The 22,262-nt window shown below is 57.8% G+C and carries 19 protein-coding genes; 4 read left to right on the forward strand and 15 right to left on the reverse strand.

Annotated features, from left to right (window positions below):
* Positions 1 to 71 precede the first annotated feature (71 nt).
* The 9 genes from pheT to uvrA all read right to left on the reverse strand — a co-directional run bounded on the left by pheT (position 72) and on the right by uvrA (position 10,435).
* Positions 72 to 2,585: a phenylalanine--tRNA ligase subunit beta gene (gene pheT / locus MHX61_RS00090; protein WP_239191327.1), complete on the reverse strand. Its 2,514-nt coding sequence runs from the start codon at positions 2,583 to 2,585 to the stop codon at positions 72 to 74.
* A 24-nt stretch (positions 2,586 to 2,609) separates the two neighbouring features.
* Positions 2,610 to 3,656, reverse strand: coding sequence for a phenylalanine--tRNA ligase subunit alpha (gene pheS / locus MHX61_RS00095; RefSeq protein WP_239191338.1), 1,047 nt, complete (start codon positions 3,654 to 3,656; stop codon positions 2,610 to 2,612).
* 103 nt (positions 3,657 to 3,759) lie between these two features.
* Positions 3,760 to 4,563 (reverse strand): RNA methyltransferase, encoded by an 804-nt coding sequence (locus tag MHX61_RS00100; RefSeq protein ID WP_204609205.1) that lies wholly within the window; start codon positions 4,561 to 4,563, stop codon positions 3,760 to 3,762.
* A 108-nt stretch (positions 4,564 to 4,671) separates the two neighbouring features.
* Complete coding sequence (locus MHX61_RS00105) at positions 4,672 to 5,124, reverse strand: TM2 domain-containing protein (protein ID WP_239191340.1); 453 nt, start codon at positions 5,122 to 5,124, stop codon at positions 4,672 to 4,674.
* Positions 5,125 to 5,276: 152 nt separating this feature from the next.
* Entirely contained in the window at positions 5,277 to 5,660 is a 384-nt protein-coding gene (rplT, locus tag MHX61_RS00110; protein WP_005323264.1) for a 50S ribosomal protein L20, read from the reverse strand.
* A gap of 55 nt (positions 5,661 to 5,715) precedes the next feature.
* A complete protein-coding gene (gene rpmI, locus MHX61_RS00115; RefSeq protein ID WP_005323265.1) occupies positions 5,716 to 5,910 on the reverse strand; it encodes a 50S ribosomal protein L35 in 195 nt (64 codons plus the stop codon).
* 36 nt (positions 5,911 to 5,946) lie between these two features.
* Positions 5,947 to 6,468 (reverse strand): translation initiation factor IF-3, encoded by a 522-nt coding sequence (gene infC, locus MHX61_RS00120; protein ID WP_080970442.1) that lies wholly within the window; start codon positions 6,466 to 6,468, stop codon positions 5,947 to 5,949.
* Positions 6,469 to 6,738: 270 nt separating this feature from the next.
* A complete protein-coding gene (locus MHX61_RS00125) occupies positions 6,739 to 7,587 on the reverse strand; it encodes a hypothetical protein (protein ID WP_239191342.1) in 849 nt (282 codons plus the stop codon).
* Positions 7,588 to 7,594: 7 nt separating this feature from the next.
* Entirely contained in the window at positions 7,595 to 10,435 is a 2,841-nt protein-coding gene (gene uvrA, locus MHX61_RS00130; protein ID WP_239191344.1) for an excinuclease ABC subunit UvrA, read from the reverse strand.
* A gap of 65 nt (positions 10,436 to 10,500) precedes the next feature.
* Here uvrA and MHX61_RS00135 point away from each other — a divergent pair, with 65 nt between their 5' ends.
* The 4 genes from MHX61_RS00135 to MHX61_RS00150 all read left to right on the forward strand — a co-directional run bounded on the left by MHX61_RS00135 (position 10,501) and on the right by MHX61_RS00150 (position 15,623).
* The gene (locus MHX61_RS00135) at positions 10,501 to 11,103 is read left to right on the forward strand and encodes an MBL fold metallo-hydrolase (RefSeq protein WP_204609214.1); all 603 of its coding nucleotides are present in this window, start codon (positions 10,501 to 10,503) and stop codon (positions 11,101 to 11,103) included.
* A 77-nt stretch (positions 11,104 to 11,180) separates the two neighbouring features.
* Entirely contained in the window at positions 11,181 to 12,197 is a 1,017-nt protein-coding gene (locus MHX61_RS00140; RefSeq protein WP_239191346.1) for a DoxX family protein, read from the forward strand.
* 163 nt (positions 12,198 to 12,360) lie between these two features.
* Positions 12,361 to 14,586 (forward strand): UvrD-helicase domain-containing protein, encoded by a 2,226-nt coding sequence (locus MHX61_RS00145; protein WP_239191348.1) that lies wholly within the window; start codon positions 12,361 to 12,363, stop codon positions 14,584 to 14,586.
* A gap of 20 nt (positions 14,587 to 14,606) precedes the next feature.
* Positions 14,607 to 15,623, forward strand: a complete 1,017-nt coding sequence (locus MHX61_RS00150; protein ID WP_239191350.1) for an App1 family protein — start codon at positions 14,607 to 14,609, stop codon at positions 15,621 to 15,623.
* A gap of 67 nt (positions 15,624 to 15,690) precedes the next feature.
* Here the strand turns inward: MHX61_RS00150 and MHX61_RS00155 are convergent, their stop codons facing one another.
* The 6 genes from MHX61_RS00155 to MHX61_RS00180 form a co-directional block, all read right to left on the reverse strand.
* Positions 15,691 to 16,131, reverse strand: a complete 441-nt coding sequence (locus MHX61_RS00155) for a universal stress protein (RefSeq protein ID WP_204609222.1) — start codon at positions 16,129 to 16,131, stop codon at positions 15,691 to 15,693.
* Between the two features lie 83 nt (positions 16,132 to 16,214).
* A complete protein-coding gene (locus tag MHX61_RS00160; protein ID WP_005323274.1) occupies positions 16,215 to 16,667 on the reverse strand; it encodes a universal stress protein in 453 nt (150 codons plus the stop codon).
* A 129-nt stretch (positions 16,668 to 16,796) separates the two neighbouring features.
* Positions 16,797 to 18,890: an excinuclease ABC subunit UvrB gene (gene uvrB / locus MHX61_RS00165; protein WP_239191352.1), complete on the reverse strand. Its 2,094-nt coding sequence runs from the start codon at positions 18,888 to 18,890 to the stop codon at positions 16,797 to 16,799.
* A 42-nt stretch (positions 18,891 to 18,932) separates the two neighbouring features.
* Positions 18,933 to 19,295 carry a DUF4259 domain-containing protein gene (locus MHX61_RS00170; protein WP_005327840.1) on the reverse strand — a complete coding sequence of 121 codons (363 nt, stop codon included), beginning with the start codon at positions 19,293 to 19,295 and terminating at the stop codon, positions 18,933 to 18,935.
* Between the two features lie 90 nt (positions 19,296 to 19,385).
* Positions 19,386 to 19,985 carry a dephospho-CoA kinase gene (coaE, locus tag MHX61_RS00175; RefSeq protein WP_239191354.1) on the reverse strand — a complete coding sequence of 200 codons (600 nt, stop codon included), beginning with the start codon at positions 19,983 to 19,985 and terminating at the stop codon, positions 19,386 to 19,388.
* Between the two features lie 81 nt (positions 19,986 to 20,066).
* Positions 20,067 to 22,118, reverse strand: a complete 2,052-nt coding sequence (locus MHX61_RS00180) for a glucose PTS transporter subunit IIA (protein ID WP_239191364.1) — start codon at positions 22,116 to 22,118, stop codon at positions 20,067 to 20,069.
* Positions 22,119 to 22,262: the final 144 nt, after the last annotated feature.

Here is a 22,262-nt window from a genome sequence, read left to right on the forward strand (position 1 = left end):
CACCAGAAATGAAAAAATGCATGAAAAAAGGGGCGGTGAGGTAAATCTCACCGCCCCTTCCTAGGGCCTAGCTATGCGCGCATCTCTGCGCCCAAGCGCTGCTTAGCCAGCTCCGCTGCGGCCGTGCGGTGCTCGTTGACCTCCTCATCGGTCAACGTGCGATCCGCTGCGCGGAACAGCAGCTGGAAGGCCAAGGACTTCTTGCCCTCCCCCAATTGCTCGCCACGGAAAATGTCGAAGAGCTCGACGGACTCGATGAGTTCGCCCGCCCCCTCTTCCACGGTGGCGCGCACGCGCTCGGCTGGGACGTCTTCATCCACTACGAGCGCGATGTCCTGGTGCAATGCTGGGAAGGAGGACAGTACCGGCGCAGGGAACTTCTCTTCCAACGGCATAGCGGTAACGTCCAGCTCCATAGCGCAAGTACGCGCCGGCAGGTTCAGCGCTTCCAGAACCTGCGGGTGAAGCTCACCGGCATGGCCCAGAACCACATCAGTGCCAGCCACCTTCACGGCAGCGCAGCGGCCTGGGTGCCAGGGAAGAACGTGCGCTGCCTCCAGCTCGATATCCACACCGGCGGCGCGGGCGACCTGGCGGGCGGATTCGATGGCGTCGGCGTAGCTATATGCGCGACCCTCGCCCCACGGTCCTTCATGCTCGATATTGCCGGTGGCCACCGTTGCAACGTGCAGCGGCTGCTCCGGAAGGGTATCCAGAAGTTCGGAAACAACCTGCTCAGAAGGTCGCTGCTCTACAGAAGGCATGGGCGATGCCTCGGTGCGCTTGAATGCCACTTGCTGCAGACCATACAGGGCGAGGTCGCTGCGGCCACGCGCAACATTGCGGCCGATGGCCTCCAGCATGTTCGGAAGCAGAGTCGTGGACAAGACGGCCTTATCTGCCTCAAGCGGATTCTGCACCTCTACGGTGCGGCGGCGAGCATCATCTTTGTCCAAGCCCCACACATCAAAGGTGTCGTTCGCCACGAACGGGGCCGGCAATACCTCTGCATAACCGGCATAGGCCAGGCCGTGACCAATAGCGCGGCGACGCTTCTGCGCTGGGGTGAGACCGCGACCGCCGGCCGGAGTAGGCAGGACGGTGGGAATGTCCTCCAAGCCCTCCAGACGTAGGACCTCCTCAATGAGGTCAACGTCCATGGAGATATCGGTGCGCCACGTTGCAGGCGTTACTTGCAGCATGTCACCCTCATCGGCGACAGTGCAGCCGACTTCCTCGAGGCGGGAAATAACGGTTTCACGGGAGTAGTCGACGCCGGCATACTCGCTAGCCTTTGCGGTGCGCAGGGCAATGGGCTCGCGCTTGACGACGTCCCCGATAAGCGTCCGTCCTTCCTCAATGGTGCCGCCCGCCAGCTGCTGCAAGAGCGCACAGGCGGTGTCCAGAGCGACCTCGACAATCGCAGGGTCCACGCCGCGCTCGAAGCGACGCGAGGAGTCGGACGACAACTTATGGCGGCGGGAGGTGCGCGCCACGGTAATCGGATCCCAGATAGCGGATTCGAAGACCACATCAGTGGTCTCCGCCGAGATTTCGGAGGTGGTACCGCCCATGACGCCGGCCAGCGACTGGATGCCGTTGTCATCGCAGATGACCACATCTTCTGCAGAAAGCTCACGCTTTACGTGATCCAAGGTCTCAAACTTCTCGCCTTCGTCCGCATTGCGGACAACGAGATTTCCCTGGATAACGTTGGCGTCAAAGGCATGCATCGGGGCGCCCAAAAGCAACATCACATAGTTAGTAATGTCCGTGGGCAGGTTCACGCTGCGCTGGCCGCAGAGCATGAGCTCGCGCTCCAGCCAGAACGGGGTGCGTGCCTGCGGGTCGATGCCGCTGACCTTGCGGAGGCCGAAACGCTGCGCCTTGGTCTCGGGGTTGAGAGTGACGTCGATAAGCGAGCCCTGCGCCGCTGGAACAGAAGAGGTATCAATGCCAGCAACGGACGGGTCTTCGGCAATATCGGCAAATTCTAGATCGAAAGCGGAGGCAATCTCACGGCTCAAACCACGCGCGGACAGGGCGTAGCCGCGATCCGGGGTGATGTTGACGTCAAAGTCGGTATCATGCAGCCCAATAACCGGGCGAGCATCCTCGCCTACCTTATCGGCGACGTCATCGCCCAAGACGATGATTCCGTTAGCCTGTGCGCCCAAACCGAGCTCAGCGCCGGAGCACAGCATGCCATTAGAGATGTGGTCGTAAGTCTCGCGCGCCGCAATCTTGAAGTCGCCAGGAAGCTCCGAGCCCGGAAGCGCCACAACGACATAGTCATTCAAACGGAAATTACGAGCACCGCAAATGATGCCCTGCAGCTCGCCCGTGCCATTAGCCTGGCCTACATTTACCTGGCAGTAGCGGATGGGCTTTTTGAACTGCGTAAGTTCCTCGATCTCTACCACCTGGCCGATGACCAGCGGACCGGTGCTCTCCGGAACGGCAGCGTAGCCCTCGGTTTCAAAACCGACGCGCACGAATCCGGAGTCCATATCGGCAGCGGAAACGTTCCAACCAGGGTTCTTAGCGCCCAGGATGCGGGTGACCCAGTCTTGGGAAATAAGCATTAGTGTGTCTATCCTTTCTGGGTTTTAGGCCTGTACGCCAAACGGCACGGTGAAGCGGACATCGCCTTCGACCATGTCGCGCATATCGGTCAAGCCATTGCGGAACTGCAGCGTGCGCTCGAGGCCCATGCCGAAGGCAAAGCCCGTGTATTCCTCTGGGTCAACGCCTACGGCGCGCAGCACATTGGGGTTCACCATGCCGCAGCCGCCCCACTCGATCCAACCGGCGCCGCCCTTCTTATTGGGGAACCACACATCAACCTCGGCAGAGGGCTCGGTGAACGGGAAGTAATTCACGCGCATGCGCGTCGTGGTCTCCGGACCGAACAGGACCTTGGCCAAGTGCTCCAGGGTGCCGCGCAGGTGAGCCATGGTCAGGCCCTTATCCACGGCCAAACCTTCTACCTGGTGGAAAACCGGGGTGTGGGTGGCATCCAGCTCATCGGTGCGGAATACGCGGCCGGGGCAAGCGATATACAGCGGCACATCGCGCTCCAGCATCGTGCGCACCTGTACTGGGGAGGTGTGCGTGCGTAGCACCTGCTTAGAGCCCTCGCCGGAGACGTGGAACGTATCCTGCAGGGTACGTGCTGGGTGGTCCGGCTTAAAGTTCAAAGCGTCGAAGTTAAAGTACTCTGCCTCGACCTCGGGGCCATCCGCGATTTCCCAGCCCATGCCGACGAAAATATCCGCAATGCGCTCAGACAATGCGGTAATTGGGTGAAGAGCACCAGTCTGGGTGCGAGTGGTGGGAATGGTGACGTCAACGGTCTCTGCTCGCAACTGCTCCTCGCGAGCCTTTTGCTCCAAGACATCCTTAACCTGGGCAAAGCGCTTTTCCATCTTGCCGCGGGCCATGTTGACAGCCTTGCCAGCACTCTTGCGCTGATCCTTGGGCAGCTGCCCCAATGACTGGCGAGCCTGCGGAATATAGCCGCCATCTCCTAGGTGCTCGCGGCGGGCTGCAGCCAGCTCATCGAGCGTTTCGGCTGCGTCGAAGGCTGCGATAGCCTTATCGGCCGCGGCCCCAAGAGCCTCTTCGGTCAATTCGATCTGCGGTGTATCGGACACGTACTTCGTACCTTCTTCTCGCGCGAAAACTAACGCGTGCAATCTTACTCTGTCCCGGCTAGCCCGACCGCCCCAGGGACCCCCTTTTCATTCGGGGTTCTACTTAGCTTCGCTCTTGGGCCTTTGCGGACTCATAAAGACAAATGCTGGCGGCTGTTGCCAGGTTGAGTGACTCCGCGCGGCCGCGCAGCGGAATACGCACCCGCATGTCAGCCTCTTCCAGCAATTCGCCGAGCCCATGCGCCTCGTTGCCAAAGAGCCACGCCGTTGGCTGAGACAAATCTGCCTCTGCGAGGTCTACCTCGCCATCGGCAGCCGTCGCCACGATCTGCATTCCCGACTTACGCAGCTGCCCCAAGACATCCTTAATATTGGGGTCTCGCGCTACCGGGACATGAAACAGCGAGCCAGCCGAAGCGCGCGCAACCTTGCAGCTGAGCGGGTCGACAGTCTCGCCCGCAAAAATTACTCCGTCTGCGCCCATGGCGTCGGAAGTTCTAATCAATGTACCTGCATTTCCCGGCTCCGAAGTAAGCACGGGAACGGAGACCAAACTTGGCTTGCCGTTAAGGATTTTGCCCGCGGACCACAGCACCGGCTTGCACAGCGCGAAAAGGCCGGTGGTGGTTGCGGTATCGGAAAGATGCTTAGCCGCTTTATCGGTGATGGGATGTACGTACACTCCCATGTATCCACAGGCGGTAATAATGTCACCGAAGCGTTCTGCGGCCTTTTCAGTGACGAAAACATCGACAGCAGCGCCAGTAGACACCGCGGCATCTACGGCGTTTTCTCCCTCAATCAGGAATTGCTTCGCCTTTTTCCGGTTAGCCGCACGGTGCAGCTTGGCTGCGTTAACAATGCGCGGGGTGCGTTCAGTAAAGGCAGAGTCAAAATCCAAATTCATGGCTCCTACCCTACCTACTAGTTGCCTAGCCCCAGACTCAGACCCAGCTGCGTATGCAAAACAAAAAATCCTGTTGCCCGTGTGGCAACAGGATCACAATGTTGAGTGCTACTTAGCTAGTGGCACGCCGCGGGCGTCCTTATCGTAATCTCCGGCGCCGGCAATGATCATGATGAACTCAATGAAGACCCAGATTCCGAGGATGGCCCAAAACGCGAATCCGAGCAAGAACCAGAAAGTAGCCCAGCCCAGGATATTAAGCACCAGCTGCGCTACGCCGAAGGTCGTGCGGCCGGTATAGAAGTTATGCGCGCCGAAGGAGCCCAAGAAGAAGCACAGAAGCAAAGTCGCAATCCAAGACTTTTGCTGTCCCTGCGCCACATACTGCTGCTGCACCGGATAGGAACCCATATTCGGTTGTGGTGCATAGCCCTGGTTGTACTGCGGCTGGTAACCGGCCTGCTGGTTATAGGGGTTGTACTGCTGCCCCTGGTTGTTGTCATAGGACTGGCCAGAATACTCGCCATTTTCTGGTTGGTAGCTACCATTTGGGTTTATCACAGGGAATCTGCTCCTTGGTCTCGGGGTCACTCGTGGTCTGGACTCAATGTAGCATGCGAGACCGAGCTCACTAGACAGATAGAGTGTAAAACGAACAAAGCCCGCTTCGCCCGGCACATAAGCCGGAGAAACGGGCGTTGTATTCCTAGTGACTAGGCAGCCTTAGGAGCGTTGACGTCCTCAGGCAGAGCGGCCTTAGCAGCCTCGCACAGTGCGGAGAATGCCTCGAAGTCATTGACAGCAAGCTCAGCCAGGATCTTGCGGTCAACCTCGATCTCAGCCAGGCGCAGGCCGTGGATGAGGCGGTTGTAGGTGATGTCGTTCATGCGGGCAGCAGCGTTGATGCGCTGGATCCACAGCTTACGGAACTCAGACTTACGGGCGCGACGATCGCGGTAAGCATAAGTCATGGAGTGCAGCCACTGCTCCTTCGCCTTACGGTACAGGCGGGAACGCTGGCCGCGGTAGCCCTTAGCGGACTTCAAAATCGCGCGACGCTTCTTCTTTGCGTTAACTGAGCGCTTTACTCGTGCCACAGTGATACTTCCTTAATTCGAATTGTGATGGCGGATGTGGGTTGATTCGGCGCTATTATGCGCGGCCGAGCAGGCGCTTGACGCGCTTGGTGTCAGGCTGTGCGACTGCCTCGGTGCCCTTCAGACGACGGGTACGCTTGGACGGCTTGCCCTCCAGCAGGTGGCGGCGGCCAGCCTGCTCACGGCGCAGCTTGCCGGAACCGGTCACCTTGATACGCTTTGCGGTGCCCTTGTGGGTCTTCTGCTTCATGAGTATTAAGTCCTTAAATCCTACGTGGAATCTGGTCTACTTCTTGCCCTTGCGAACCGGACCCAAGACCATGGTCATATTGCGACCATCCTGCTTGGGGCGGGACTCAACAACGCCAACTTCAGCGACGTCATCGGCCAAACGCTCCAAGAGGCGGAAACCCAGCTCCGGACGCGATTGCTCACGACCACGGAACATGATGGTCACCTTGACCTTGGATCCCTTCTCGAGGAAGCGAACTACGTTACCCTTCTTGGTCTCATAATCGTGATCATCGATCTTCGGGCGGAACTTCTGTTCCTTAACCACGGTCTGCTGCTGGTTCTTACGGGCTTCGCGAGCCTTCTGAGCCTGCTCGTACTTGAACTTGCCGTAGTCCATGATCTTGGCCACTGGGGGCTTTGCCTTCGGGGCTACCTCAACCAAGTCAAGGTCAGCCTCGTATGCAAGCTTGCGAGCATCATCGGTACGGACGATGCCCACCTGTTCACCACCGGGGCCTACCAAACGGACCTCGGGTACTCGGATACGCTCATTGATGCGAGCTTCAGCGCTGATTGTGGTTCTCCTCGATTAGGGGGTGTATGAGTAAGTAGTTCACCTACCGGGACCACAAACGAATCAAACCCGGTCTGCCAAAGACAGCCGGGAGTTCTCACAGTGCCAAGCACGAGTGCTTGGTTACCTTTACCTTTATCCTACGAACGGTGTTCGCGGCATCGGGTGGGAGAGACTCCGCTTGTGACCCACGAACCTCGACAAGGCGTCATGGGCGGTAGTGGCTTTGAGGATAGCAGCTTCTACCCTTTCCACCAAATCGCAACTCGCTTAGCTGTCCTTGCATTGAGCAGCTGGTTCAATGTTGCCCTTCTCTACCCCTTTATCAACGATGTCCACTAACTCATGGGCGAGATACTTTACCGCTGGCTCGGCTTTGGCATAGTCCTCGCCATCGGTAACCACAGATAACGCGACGCCGACGCGCTTGCCAGCAACCTCATGAACGCCAAATTGGCGGTAGGTGTACTCATTGTCGTCCTCGTCCAAGCCCCAGCCGCTCTTGGCGCGGGTTCGGTTTTCTTTCGACAGGCCAATCTTCTGCCAGGACACAATGTCTTTGAGCACCTTGTGGACGTAGTCCGCCTCCTCAATGCAGGGCAATTCAGCACCGAAGACTGCTTGGTCTTTCAATGACCACGTGGAGTAGCCGAAGGCGGTGTCATGGATATCCGCGTGCGATCCATAGTCTTCGAGCAATTCCTCGACTGCCTTATCGGCGGAGCCTTCCTGCCATTGCACCTGGGACCACAAGGAGTAGGCGGCATCGTTATCGGATTCCTTGATTGCCAAGTCAACCAGGCTTTTATCCGCGCCGTCTTTCAGCGCCGCGATGGCGATTGGCACCTTAATGGTGGACCAGACAGGGCCCTTGCCCTTATCGCCCACAGCAATGGTGTCATCACCGGCCGAAATAGCGACCCCAACCTTGGCGTGGTACTTCCTTGCGGTCTTCTCCACTGCGTGGTCAAGCTGAGTGCGCACTGAGTCCGGGTCAAGTGCTGGAGAGCTAGTCGACGGCGCTGGGACGTTTTCAGTTTCAGGATCGCCGGAGCAGGCGCTCACAGTAAGCAGAGTGAGCGCTGCCAGCAGGCTGACGCCGAGGCGGTAACTATTCACAGTGTCCCTACTTCAACATGTCCTTTAGGTAGCTACCGGTATAGGAGCCTTCCACCTGCGCCACATCTTCCGGAGTACCCTGCGCTACTACGGTGCCACCGCCGGCGCCGCCTTCCGGGCCCATATCCACGATCCAGTCCGCAGCCTTGATGACATCGAGGTTGTGCTCAATGACAAGCACCGAATTGCCCTTGTCTACAAGGCCCTGGATTACCAACATCAGCTTGCGGATGTCTTCAAAGTGCAGACCAGTGGTCGGCTCGTCCAAGATGTAGATGGTCCTACCGTTGGTACGCTTTTGCAGTTCCGAGGCGAGCTTAACGCGTTGCGCCTCACCGCCAGACAGCGTGGTAGCGGCTTGGCCGAGGCGAACGTAGCCCAAGCCGACGTCGACAAGCGTGGCAAGGTAGCGGTGAATCGAGTTGATGGGCTCGAAGAAGTCCGCTGCCTCAGAAATGGGCATGTCAAGAACCTCGGCGATGTTCTTGCCCTTATAATGCACCTCCAAGGTCTCGCGGTTATAGCGAGCGCCCTCACACACCTCACACGGAACATACACGTCCGGCAGGAAGTTCATCTCAATCTTGATGGTGCCATCGCCTTGGCATGCCTCGCAGCGCCCACCCTTGACGTTGAAGGAGAAGCGGCCGGCCTTGTAGCCGCGAACCTTGGCCTCCTGGGTTTCGGCAAAAAGGTTACGGATCTTGTCAAAGACGCCCGTGTAGGTCGCCGGGTTGGAACGCGGGGTACGGCCAATCGGGCTCTGGTCAACCTGGACCAGCTTATCCAGGTGCTCCACGCCCTCGACGCGCTTGGCACGGCCGGGGACCTGGCGGGCACGGTTGAGCTTATTGGCCAAGGTCTTGGCCAAAATCTCATTAACCACGGTGGATTTACCAGAGCCGGAAACGCCGGTAATGCACGCCAACACTCCCAGCGGGATTTCAACGTTAATGCCCTTGAGGTTATTCTCGCGTGCACCCACGACTTTCAGGGTGCGATCCTTGTCAATCTCGCGGCGGCGATCCGGGACGGCGAGCACCTTCTTGCCAGATAGATACTGGCCAGTCAGGGATTCCTCTACCTTTTCAATTCCCGCTGGTTCACCTTGGTAGACCACCTCGCCACCATATTCACCGGCACGCGGGCCCACATCGACGAGCCAATCGGACTCCCGAATGGTGTCTTCATCATGCTCGACCACAATGAGGGTATTGCCAATATCGCGCAAACGCTGCAGGGTCTTAATAAGGCGCTGGTTATCGCGTTGGTGCAAACCAATGGAAGGCTCATCGAGCACATAAAGTACGCCGGCCAAACCGGAACCAATCTGCGTGGCTAGGCGAATGCGCTGCGCCTCGCCGCCCGAAAGCGTGGACGCGCCGCGATCCAGGGTCAGGTAATTCAGACCGACGTCCAGAAGGAAGCGCAACCGAGCCTGGGTTTCCTTGAGTACCGCACCGGCAATGATTTCCTCGCGGTGGCCCAGCACCAAGGAGTCCAGGAATTCAGAGGCATCTTCAATCGAAAGCGCACACAGCCCCGCAATGGACTGCTCACCGTGAGTAGTAGAAGCCAAGCGGACGGCCAAGATCTCCGGCTTCAGGCGCGTGCCCTTACAGGTGCTACACGGCACGCGGCGGGTGTACTGCAGCAGGCGGTCCTTTTGGGACTGAGAATCGGTCGTTTCCAGCTTGCGGTGAATGAAACCGGTGGCACCCTCAAACGGCGCGGTCCAATTGCGCTGGCGCCCGTAGCGGTTCTTGTAGCGAACCTGCACCTCCTCGTCCGTACCATAGATGAGCGCGTGGCGCTGCTCCTTAGTCAATTCGCTCACTGGCGTCTTAGGGTCAAAGCCCATTGCCTTACCCAGACCCTCCACTAGCTTGACAAAGTAACGGGAGTTGGGAGAAGAGTGCCACGGCTGGATCGCGTCAACCGCCGGGGCATCTGGGTCCGGAATAAGCAAGTCAACATCGACTTCCAGCTTCGTACCCAAACCATCACACACCGGGCAAGAACCAAACGGAGCATTGAAGGAAAAGGCCCGGGGCTCATACTCTTCAATGGTCAGCGTGTGACCATTAGGACAGGCGGCCTTCTCCGAGTACGTGTGGGTGAGCTCTTCCTTATCCACGAACTCTATGGTGACCAGTCCATCCGCCAAGCGCAGGGCCGTTTCCACCGAATCCGTTAAGCGTTGTTTCTGCGAGGCCTTTACCTGCAGGCGGTCAACCACTACCTCAATATTGTGCTTGATCTGCTTCTTGAGCTTGGGAGGATCGCTGAGCTGATGGGTCTCTCCATCCACTCGCACGCGGGAGTAACCCTGCGCCGAAAGATCCTGAAAAAGATCCACAAACTCGCCCTTGCGCTTACGAACTACCGGTGCAAGCACCTGGAACTTCAGCTTTTCTTCCAGATCCAGCACCGCATCCACAATCTGCTGCGGCGTTTGGCGCTCAATCACCGCATCACACTTTGGGCAGTGCGGCGTACCAGCACGGGAAAATAGCAAGCGCAGGTAGTCGTAGATCTCCGTGATCGTGCCCACCGTAGAGCGTGGATTATGGTTGGTGGATTTTTGATCAATGGACACTGCGGGTGACAGGCCATCAATAAATTCCACGTTGGGCTTGTCCATCTGCCCTAAGAACATGCGGGCATAAGAACTCAAGGATTCCACGTAGCGGCGCTGGCCTTCAGCGAAGATGGTGTCAAAGGCCAGCGAAGATTTACCGGAGCCGGATAGGCCGGTAAAAACAACCATTTTATCGCGGGGGATATCGATATCCACGCCCTTGAGGTTGTGCTCGCGGGCACCGCGCACCACCAAACGATCAGCCACTGTGCTCAGACCTCCAGTACTAGGGATTGCAATCTTCCCTCGAATGTACCCGTAGGCTAGGACACATGACTAACGAGCTTCAGCTACATCAAATCTCCGTCTCCGAGATGGACAATAACTGCTACCTCCTACAGGCGGGCGAAGAGGGCTTGCTTGTCGACGCCGCCGATGACGCCCCCGCAATCCTCGACATGGCCCGCAAGGCCGGAGTGAAAATCACCGCGGTGCTTACTACCCACCGCCACTGGGACCACGTGCGCGCACTCGAGGAGATTTTGTCCGAAACTGGCGCTACTCACTACGCCTCTTTCCTCGATTCCCCCGCCATCCCAGCTGAGGTAGACGTAGAGCTGCGCGAGGGCGATTCCATCGAGTTCGCGGGCCTTCAGCTGCCCATCATTATCTTGCGCGGCCACACCCCAGGCGGGGCGGCACTTGTTGCAAGCATCGATGGCGTCACCAACCTCTTCGTAGGCGATTCCCTCTTCCCCGGCGGCTTGGGCAAGACCACCTCTGAGGGCGACTTCGTACGCCTATATAAGGACGTCACCGCGCGCATCTTTGATGAGTTCCCCGACAATACGATCGTGCGCCCGGGACACGGCAAGTCCACGACCTTGGGCGAGGAGCGCCCCAAGCTTGGTGACTGGTGGGAACGCCGCTGGTGATCCAACGGCGAATTTCCGCGTACAATGGTCTAGCACACGATAGGTCTAGAACAACGAGCTAAGGAGCTTTAAGGACTATGATTCGCAAGCTTGCCCGCCCCATGCTGGCATCCGTATTTGTATGGGAAGGCGTAGACAACCTGCGCAACGCGTCCGAGCACGTGAAGGAAACCGAGGGTTTCCTCAAGACCGTGCGCAAGGCCGTTCCTTCTGAGTACCAGGGCTACATCCCCAATGACCCAGAACTAGTTACCCGCGCCATTGGCGGCGCGAAGGTAGGCGCCAGCTCCACCTTGGCTCTGGGCAAGGCACCGCGCACTTCCGCTGCGGTTCTGGCCGCCGCTACCCTGCCTAACCTGATTGGCAAGAACAACTTCTGGGCAGCAGACAACAAGGAAGACAAGGAATCCCGCCGCAACGGTTTCGTTACCAACACCGCTTTGCTCGGCGCCCTGTTTATCGCTACCCAGGACACCGAGGGCAAGCCTTCCCTGCGTTGGCGCGCACAGAAGGCCGGCAAGCGCACTAATAAGAAGATTCAGCAGGCGCTGCCTACTAAGTCTGAGTCCGAGCAGAAGCGCGAAGAACTCTCGGCCCGTGCTAACGAGCTGTCTTCCAAGGCCGGTGACTGGATCAACGAGACCTCTGCCAAGGCACAGGCTTATGTAGACGACAACAAGGATGACTGGCAGTCCACCGGCCGTGGTCTGCTAGATACCGCAAAGTCCTATGTTGACGATGCCAAGACCTACGTAGAGGACAACAAGGACGATTGGCAGGAGTCTGGCCGCGGCTTGCTGGGCAACGCCAAGTCCTTCATTGAGGACTCGGTCGACAACGCCAAGTCTTACGTTGAGGACAACAAGGGTGACTGGCTCGAGACCGCACAGGCTAATCGCGACATCGCCCGTACCCGTGCTGTGAAGGCAGCTACCAAGGCTCAGGCACGCGCCGACAAGGCCGTCGCCAAGCTGGATGGCGCCAAGTCCAAGCGCGCAAACAAGAAGGCCTCCAAGCACGCTGACAAGCTACAGCAGGAGGCAAATAAGAAGATTGAGGCAGCTATCAAGAAGCTGGAAAAGCGCTCTAAGTAGCCACATCTTCCTCGGCCGAGTATCTCGGCGATGACTCAACGGCCCAGCCTTATGCTGGGCCGTTGTTCTTTGTCACAGCAGGGTCTAAACTCATCTCTCCCCCTCGCCGGACAGCGTGCCCGGCACCTTCCACCCCATCAACGTCCAATCACCAAGGAGTCACGTGAACTCAGCATCCCAAAAGCACGCGGCGGCCGCAGGTTCCTCGGAGCGCGAAGCCATCGCTACGGAGCAAGATTATGTGGACGGCCTATTCTCCCGGCTTGACGATGAGGTGGCTGCTGCGAATGAACGGCTCAATGAGGTGCAGGCGGACGTAGATCCCTCCACCCCGGACGCGGATGCCTTGGTACGCCGCGAAACGGAATACCACGGGCTCCAAGCCAAGCTGGATCGTCTCAATGTGGCCCAAATGGGATTGGTCTTTGGCCGCATCGACATCGACGCCCCAGGTGACAATCCCACCCCGGAAGGCCTAGACCGCCGCTACATCGGCCGCATGGGGCTCGATGCGCGTGAAGAGGACTATCGGACGCTACTACTTGACTGGCGTGCCCCCATGGCACGGCCGTTCTACCTCGCTACCACCGCCCAACCAGAAGCCGTGCACACCCGCCGCCAAATCCGCACCAAGGGGCGCACCGTCACGGGCATTCATGATGAAGTCCTCGCTGGCCCTGGCGTGCGTGAAGAAGAGGCCGGCGTAGCAAGCGAATCCGCTCTCTATCACGCCATGCAGCGAGCCCGCACGGGTCACATGGCCTCCATCGTGGAGACTATTCAGCGGGAGCAGGACGAGATTATCCGCGATAACACCCGCGGCGTGATGGTGGTAGAAGGCGGCCCCGGCACCGGTAAGACCGCAGTTGCGCTGCACCGCGTTGCCTATCTGCTCTATACCCACCGCGAGCTGCTGTCTGCCACTGGCGTACTTATCGTGGGCCCCAATAGTAGCTTCTTGGACTATATTTCGCGCGTGCTCCCAGAACTGGGCGAGACCGGCGTGGTGCTCTCCACCATCGGCGGGCTCTTTCCTGGAATTGAGCCGGACCACGAAGAAGACCTCGTGGCACGGGAAATCAAGGGCAGCGACGCCATGGTGGAAATCCTCTCCACTGCGGTCAAGGACTACCAGTTGCTTCCCGACGCCCCTCGCGAGCTGACCGTCGACGGCCTTACCTTAAGCGTCACACCACACATGGTGAAAAGCGCCCGCACACGTGCACGGCGCTCGCGCAAGCCGCACAATGAGGCGCGTGGTGCCTTCATCGAGCACCTCGTAGAGGACCTAGCCCAGCAAATGGCAGAAAAGGTCGGCGCCGATCCGCTTGGCGGAAAAAATCTTCTTTCCCGCGCCGATATTGATCAATTCCACGATGACCTTGCTGAGGACGCGGCCGTTACTGCCTTGATCGATGAGTTTTGGCCCGAACTACACCCCACCGATGTGCTTGCTGCTCTAGTCTCCTCGCGTGAGCGCATCGCTTCTGCCGCGCACGGGTATGATGAGGAAACCCAAGAAGCGCTCTACCGTGCAGAGGGACGAGCATGGACGGATTCGGATGCGGCCTTGCTAGACGAGCTTGCCGTCCTCATCGGCCTACCCAACCCTGAAGAAAAGAAGGCAGCCGATGATGCCGCGTGGCGCGAGCAAGTGGCGGATGCGGAAGACGCACTGGATATCTTGTCCTCCTCCGAGTCCACTGATAATGACGATGACATGTTTGAAGCAGAAATCCTTTCTGCCCACGATGTCATCGACGCCGAGACCCTAGCGCACCGCCAGGAGGTACGCGATAAGCGCACCACTGCCCAACGCGCCCGCGAAGATCATACGTGGGCTTATGGTCACATCATCGTGGACGAAGCCCAGGAATTAACACCTATGGAGTGGCGAATGCTCTTCCGCCGCTGCCCTTCGCGGTGGATGACTTTGGTGGGTGATACCTCCCAGACTGGTTCCCCGGCAGGTGTTGATGACTGGGGCGAGGCCCTCGAGCCCTTCGTGGCTCAGCGCTTCCGTCACCACTTCTTAACCGTCAACTATCGCACCCCGCAGCCCATTACGGAATTGGCCAATGGACTTTTGGAAATGATTAACCCTGACGCCATTCCGGCGACAGCCATCCGTGATGGGGTACAGGTGCGCCGGCTTGAGCAGGGCACCTACACCCCTGGAGTACACAGCGAAGAGGACGGCAGGCTCACAGCGGTTATTGACGCCGCCACGGCGGAGCGCTACAAGGGCCTCGAGTTTGACCACGTGGTCGTGCTCGATCCGCAGCGCATCGTGGATGCCTCCCCACAGGGATTGCAAAACCTCTATGTCTGCATCACTCGTGCTACTCAATCCCTCACGCTCGTTGGTGACTGCGGCGAAGTTCTTTAGGCTCCCGTAAGCTTTATGCCATGGCCTTATCTGACATCATGCGCAAAGCTGAAAGCTCACTTAACTCCATTACTTTGAAGCGCTCCCAACGCCGTGGATGGCAGCCCCTGATTGTGGGATATACAGGTTATGGCACCACCGATCAGGTGAGAATCTTCGGCCGCGTACTGATGCATGATCCTGATGAAGGCAAGAGGGATACGTGGGGTGAGCGCGGCTACCAGCAGTTTCTTACCATTCAAGTAGGACACCATGACGTTTCGGTGACTATTGGGGAAAAGACTGTCACCGGCACCACTGACCGCAACGGATACATTGACTTACTAATCCATGACCACGGATTAGAGCCCGGATGGCATACGGCAACAATCGAGGCCGCAAACGCGAATGCCGTGGAGGTCCAACTACTTATCGTTGATCCGGCGGCCAAGATCGGCATCGTTAGCGATATCGATGACACGGTGCTTGTCACGTGGCTGCCGCGCGCACTCACCGCGGCGTGGAATTCCTGGGCTAAGCGCCCTAGCAAGCGACAGCCGGTTCCCGGAATGGCCGAATTCTATGCTCAGCTACAGCAGCGCTTCCCCCAAGCCCCAGTGTTTTATCTTTCTACGGGCGCTTGGAATACCTTTGGCTCGCTCAAGAAATTCCTGTCTCACCATGGTTTCCCCACGGGTCCCATGCTGCTGACGGACTGGGGCCCAACGGAAACGGGACTTTTCCGCAGCGGTCAGGAGCACAAGCGTGTTCAGCTGCGCAATCTGCTCATTGCTTACCCGGATATGCAATGGATTCTCATTGGCGATGACGGACAGCATGATCCGCTCACCTACGGCGATGTGGCCAATGAGCATCCGGACCGGATCCACTCTGTGCTCATCCGCAATCTGAGCCCGCAAGAGCAGTTGCTCTCCCACGGCTCCCTGAGCCCTTTGGCTGATGCCAATGAGGAGGGCCACTTCTCTATCCCTTTGATTCAGGGCGCGAACGGCGACGCCATTGCCGCCGCATTCAACGCTGCACACCCTGCGGAGTAAGCTGCGCTTAACGACGAAACCCGCCTTGGCCTTCCAATAAGACCAAGGCGGGTTTTAATCACCGCAGTTAGCTGACGGTGTGAACGATCATTACATCGCAGTCAGACTGGCGAGCAACGTCTGCCGGCACGGAGCCCAGCAGGCGACCGGTCAGGGAGTTGATGCCGCGGTTGCCCACGATAAGCAGGTCAGCATCGTTATCGTTGACGATGGACATCAGGGCCTGCACTGGGGTGCCCGGGCGAACAGCGGTTTCTACCTTGGAAGCGCCGAACTTCTCAGCGTGTGCCTTAGCATCCTTGAGGTTTGCCTCCGCCTTCTCATCGCCCAAAATGGTTACGGAATCCTGGCGCAGGGTCTTGGAAGCCTGCTCCTGGTTTTCGTAGTAAGCACAACCGATAATCAGATTGGAATCGAATGCGGCAGCAATCTTAGCAGCTCGCTCTACAGCGAGGAGAGAAGACTTAGAACCGTCAGTACCGACAACGATCGTGTTGTAGTCGCTCATGATGACCTTTCTTTGTGGGTGTGTACCCGGAGTGTTTATTTAGCCTACAGAGGCATTACTGCCAGTGTAACAACGAAAAATGATTAACGTTTCTCGCTGGTATTAACTACGACGACGTCTACCTTTGACTTGTGGGTCAGTTCCGTTGGGACAGAACCGAAGACTCGACCACGAACGGAATTCACGCCGCGGTTTCCCACCACGAACAGGTCCACGTCATAGTCCTGGCCTACTTCCAACAAGGCTTTTACTGGGTCTCCAGATTTCCCTACAATTTCAATGTGTTCCGCACCCTCTGACTCGGCGATACGGGTGGCATTGGTCAGGTAGGTACCGGCCATGTCCTCACTTACAACGGGCAGACCGGCTTCGTCGCCCCTCGGAGCACCAAGCATGGATCCAGCGTGGTTATAAAAAGCTGAGATGATGATCAGCTTAGCGTCGTACGCCCGTGCCATGGACGCCGCAGCGCGGACCGCGCGCAGGGAGGTTTCAGAGCCATCGGTGCCGACGGCAATGTTTTTATAGGTAAGCATTATTCTCCTTGCAGTTGAACTACTTCACAGTGACAACTAAACGGCGCTTCTGGCACTTATCCAGTATAACTAGCGCAGCCCTTTAGAAAAGTACCCGCGGAGCCAATCATCACTTTCAGGGGGAGAAAACTAAATTCCCGCTTCCTTCAATCCACGCAATTCCTTCTTTAGATCAGCAATCTCATCGCGCAGGCGTCCAGCCAATTCGAATTTGAGCTCGCGCGCGGCGGCCCCCATTTGGGCCGAGAGGTCGTCGATAAGCGCCTGCACCTCATCGGTAGCCATGCTGGAAATGTCTCGCTTCTCCACCACTGCAGAGGGGTCGGAGTTGGTCTCCTCTTCCCCGCCGTCTTCATAGACCTGGTCAAGGATATCGGCAATCTTCTTCCGCAAAGGCTGCGGGTCAATGCCATGTTCCTTGTTATAGGCTATCTGCTTTTCGCGGCGTCGCTCCGTCTCCTCGATTGCCTCCTGCATGGAATCGGTGATTTTATCGGCATACATAATCACCTCGCCAGAGACGTTACGGGCAGCACGGCCAATGGTCTGGATGAGCGAGGTGGTAGAGCGCAAGAAACCTTCCTTGTCCGCATCCAAGATGGCAACGAGCGATACCTCGGGGAGGTCAAGGCCCTCACGCAGAAGGTTAATGCCCACCAGCACATCAAACTCGCCTAGGCGCAATTGCCGCAAAAGCTCGACGCGCTGCAAGGTATCGATATCCGAGTGCAAATAGCGCACCTTAATCCCCTGCTCCAGCAGGTAATCGGTGAGGTCTTCTGCCATACGCTTGGTCAGCGTGGTCACCAGTACACGCTCTTGCTGCGAAATGCGGGTGCGTACCTCGTCGATAAGATCATCAATCTGGCCCTTCGTGGGTTTGACGTTAACCTTCGGATCCACCAGACCAGTCGGGCGAATCACCTGCTCCACGTACTCACCGTCCGAGGACGTAAGTTCAAAGTCGCCAGGGGTGGCAGACATGTAAACGGTTTGCCCCACGCGTTGTTCAAACTCATCGAAGGTCAGCGGGCGGTTATCCACTGCGGAGGGCAGCCGGAAACCGAATTCCACCAGGTTGCGCTTGCGGGACATATCGCCCTCGAACATGCCGCCAATCTGTGGGACCGTGACGTGGGACTCGTCAATAATGGTGAGAAAATCCTCGGGGAAGTAATCCAGCAGCGTTGCCGGCGCGGACCCGGCTGGACGGCCATCGACGTGGCGGGAGTAGTTCTCGATGCCGGAGCAAAAACCTACCTGCTCGATCATTTCTAGATCGTATTCGGTGCGCATGCGAAGTCGTTGTGCCTCCAGCAGTTTGCCGCGGTTTTCTAGATCGTCCAGGCGCTCGGCCAATTCCTCTTTGATGGCGGCTACGGCCTTTTCCATGCGTTCAGGTCCTGCCACGTAGTGGGTCGCGGGGAAGATGCGCACCTCATCTACTTCCTCAATGACATCGCCAGTGACGGGGTGAATGTAGTAGAGAGAATCAATATCATCGCCGAAGAATTCAATGCGCACCGCACGTTCCTCATACGCCGGAATGATATCAACCGTGTCGCCCTTGACGCGGAAGGTGCCACGGGTAAATCCCACGTCGTTGCGTTCGTATTGGATATCCACCAACAAACGGAGGAAGCGGTCCCGGTCTAGCTCCTCGTCCACGGAAATAATGACCGAGCGATCCAAATAGGACTGCGGTGTACCCAAGCCATAAATGCACGACACGGAGGACACAACCACCACGTCTCGGCGGGACAGCAGCGCCGAGGTGGCCGAGTGGCGCAGGCGCTCTACGTCCTCATTGATGGACGAATCCTTCTCAATATAGGTATCCGTCTGCGCAATATAAGCCTCTGGCTGGTAGTAGTCATAATAAGAAACGAAGTACTCCACCGCGTTATGCGGCAAAAGTTGGCGCAGCTCGTTCGCTAGCTGCGCTGCCAGGGTCTTATTTGGCGCCATCACCAGCGTGGGTCGCTGCTGTTTTTCGATCAACCACGCAGCTGTGGCGGACTTACCTGTACCGGTAGCACCCATGAGTACTACATCGCGCTCATCGCGGTTGAGGCGTTCATGGAGCTCTGCAATGGCGGCGGGCTGGTCGCCGGCCGGTTCGTATTCAGAGACAACCTGAAACTCACCTGGGGTGCGCTCGACCTCGCTGACGACGCGGTGCTCGGAATTTGGAATAAGAGGATGTTCAGCAGCAAAAGCCATGCCCACTACTCTACTGCTTATACGGCGCGGCTAGCTATGTACTCAAGGCAAGGAGTTCTGCGCGGTGCGCAGCCACTCTTCCAGCTCGCCGGTGGTCTCCCACAGCGCATAAACAGAAGACGTCTCTGGTCGCATCGCACTATTAATGCGGCGGCGCAGCCACGCTTTAGACTGCGGCGTATACAGGGGCGCAAGATCCTCGCGGTGGATTCCTTCCGGCAGCGCATCAGCTTTCAGCTTCAACAAGGCGCCCAGTGCGATCATGGTTTCTGCGTCATCGGAGTCCATGGGCTCTTCGGCACATGACTTCTGAAAGGCTTTGAGATCGAAAGAGCCATCACGCAAGCTAGCGAGCAGTTCTCGCGCCGCGTGATTATCAAAAGGCCCAGTATCCCACGTTCCCACGGCGAGTAGCTTAAGACGCGAAAGTTAACGCAACTTCGAAACTGCGTAAACTCTAACCACCCAACGGTTAAAGTTTGGGTGCCCCCGCATCTATGACTCCGCTTCTATACGGTTCATGACCTCGGCCGCTCGCGCACGCAGCTGCTCCAGCGTGCCGTTGTTGTCAATGACGTGCGTGGCTGCGGCTAGTCTTACCTCATCCGTTACCTGCGCTGCTATGCGACGTCGCGCATCGTCCTCTTCCAGCCCGCGTGAAGTTACGAGGCGACGGACGCGCTCTTCGACGGCCACGTCGACCACGATGACGTAGTCCATGTCTTTGTCTAAACCGTTATCCACCAATAGCGGCATATCGTAAACGGCAAAGTCATAGCCTTCTTCACGTGCCTCGTCGAATTGGCGCTGCGTTTCCGCTTGGATGCGTGGATGGGTAATGGAGTTCAACAACTCGGTATGTTCCTTATCCACAAAGGCTCGCCGAGCTAATTCTTTGCGGTTGAGGCTGCCGTCCGCCAAGAGGATATCTTCTCCGAATGCTGCCGCCAGCTCCGCTAACGCAGGCCGCCCGGGCTTGACGACGTCGCGCGCAATGCCATCGGCGTCTACCACGCGCCACCCTCGTTCACGGCAGAGCGTTGCAACTGTTGACTTGCCACTGCCAATTCCGCCTGTAAGGCCAATGAGTTTCATGGCAGCCACCCTACGCGAAAAGGAACCCCGCCATACGCGATGGTGCGGGGTTCCTCTGTCGCTATAGGTGTCAGCGTTTCTTTATTCCGCTGCTTCCTCCGGCTTCGGCGGAATGCGGAGCAAGTCATCACTCGGGGTAACCGGGCCGGCTTCACCGGAGACCGCGCCAAACTTGGTGGCATTAGTAACCACGACCGGAGTAATCAGGTTATAGCCCTTGGAACGGATGAATTCTGGGTCAAAGCTAATCAACTTATCGCCCGCGGAAATGCGTTGCTTCTTTTCCACGTGCACGTCGAAGCCTTCGCCGCCCAGTTCCACGGTATCGAGGCCTACGTGGATGAGCAGTTGCACGCCGTTGTCGAGGCTGAGACCTACCGCATGGCCGGACTTTTGAACGGTGAGCACCTTGCCGTCGGCAGGCGCATAGACGGTAGTGCCAGTTGGCTGGACTGCCATACCAGGCCCCAGCTTTGCCCCAGCAAAGATAGGATCTGGGACTTCCGAAAGGTCAACTGCCTCGCCCTCCAGAGGGGAATCCAACACGATGTCCTCCTTGCCAGCCTGCTTGGCGGCAACACCAGTAGCAGCAGTGCCCGCAGCGCTGGCAGCAACGGCGCCACCCGCATTCGAGGACACGCCCTTTTCGGTCATAGTGGACTTGAAATCCGAACGAGCAGCTACGTCATCCACGGATTCGCCCTGTTCGCGGGCGATGCGCTCCAAGTCTGCCTGCTTTTCTTCCGCCGTGCGGTAGCCAAAGAACAGGGTCAGGAAGAAAGAGGTAAGGAATGCAGCCGTGATACCAAGGACGTAGCCCAGCTGCGGCGTCATAGCGCCAGTGGTCAACGCAGAGGTAAAGACGAAGGCCTCAGCGCGGACATCGAAGATACCGATGATTGCGCCGCCTACCGCACAACCTGGCAGCAACCGGTAGTAGCTGCGGCGGAAGCGCAACAAGATGCCATAGAGGGAAGGCTCAGACACGCCACCGAGGATGCCCGCTGCGAAGGCACCGATAGAAACCTGGCGCATGGCATTGTTCTTTTCTCTGAAGGAGATAACCATGACTGCGCCAACGACGCCGAAGCAGGCGAAGTTCCATGCGCCCATCGGGCCTTGGATGAAGTCGTAGCCGTAGGTTGCGATGTTCTGAATCATGATGACATTCAGCGGCCAGTGCAGGCCCATCGGAACGAGGAATGGGTACAGCAGCGGAATGACGATAGCCAGGATGAACGGCGAGAAATCATTGATTTGGTACAGGACCCAGGAAATGCCATTGCCCACGCCAATGCCGAACGGGCCGAGCAGGAAGGCTGTTGCCGGAATCATAATGAGCAAGGAGAAGAACGGCACGAAGACCATATGAACTGCACTCGGGATGATCTTCTTTAGCCCCTTTTCCACCCAGTACAGGCCGATTGCGGCCAAAATGGGCGGGAATACCTGGGAGCCATAGGAATTGATGACCAGCGGCAGGCCAAATACGTTGACGGTATCGCCTTGCTCACCCAGCGACATAAATTCGGGGGTCAAAAGTGCCGCGGGAATAGCCGCGGAGACCCACATATTCGCACCCAGCTTCTGGGCCGCGGTTGCACCGACCATCACGGGCAAGAAATAGAAGACCGACTGGAACATGGCGTGAGCCAGACGGAAGCCTTCTGGTTGCTCCTCCAGCGGTGCGCGGAAGTCCTGGATGTGTGCCGTGTCCGCCAGGATGAGCAGCATGATGATCAGCGAGGCACCGAGCAATGCCCACAAGACGGGACGGAAGGTATCAGAAAGGAACTCGAAGCAGTAATCTACCCAGTCATACTTACCGCGAACACCGTCATACTCCTTCTTGGAGGACGCCTCTTTGTCGCTGGAAGCATGCACACCGGGTTGCTTGATGATCTCGTTGTAGTAGTCAGCGACGCCGCCGCCCATGACTACCTGGTAGCCGTGAGCGCCCTGGGGCACGGTACCAAGCACCGCCGGGTCGCTATCGAGCTTTTCTTGGTCAACTTTCCCCGCATCGGCCAGTTGAAAGCGCAGCCGCGTCGCGCAGTGCGTTAGCGACGTGATGTTGTCGGCGCCGCCGATACTTTCAACGATGTGGGTGGAAGTGTCCTTGATAGATGCCACTTCTTACTCCTCAGTTCAAATACCACTTATAACCAGTACTGCACTGGCTATAACGTCAGGTTTGAGTATAAGAGGATTCCCACATGAACAAAAGCCCGTTTTGTTGGCCTTCCAGGGACTTTTTCTACCTGGGAGTGCTTCACC

Source organism: Corynebacterium sp. ACRPF (assembly GCF_022347395.1).
In the GTDB taxonomy this organism is placed as follows: domain Bacteria; phylum Actinomycetota; class Actinomycetes; order Mycobacteriales; family Mycobacteriaceae; genus Corynebacterium; species Corynebacterium tuberculostearicum_D.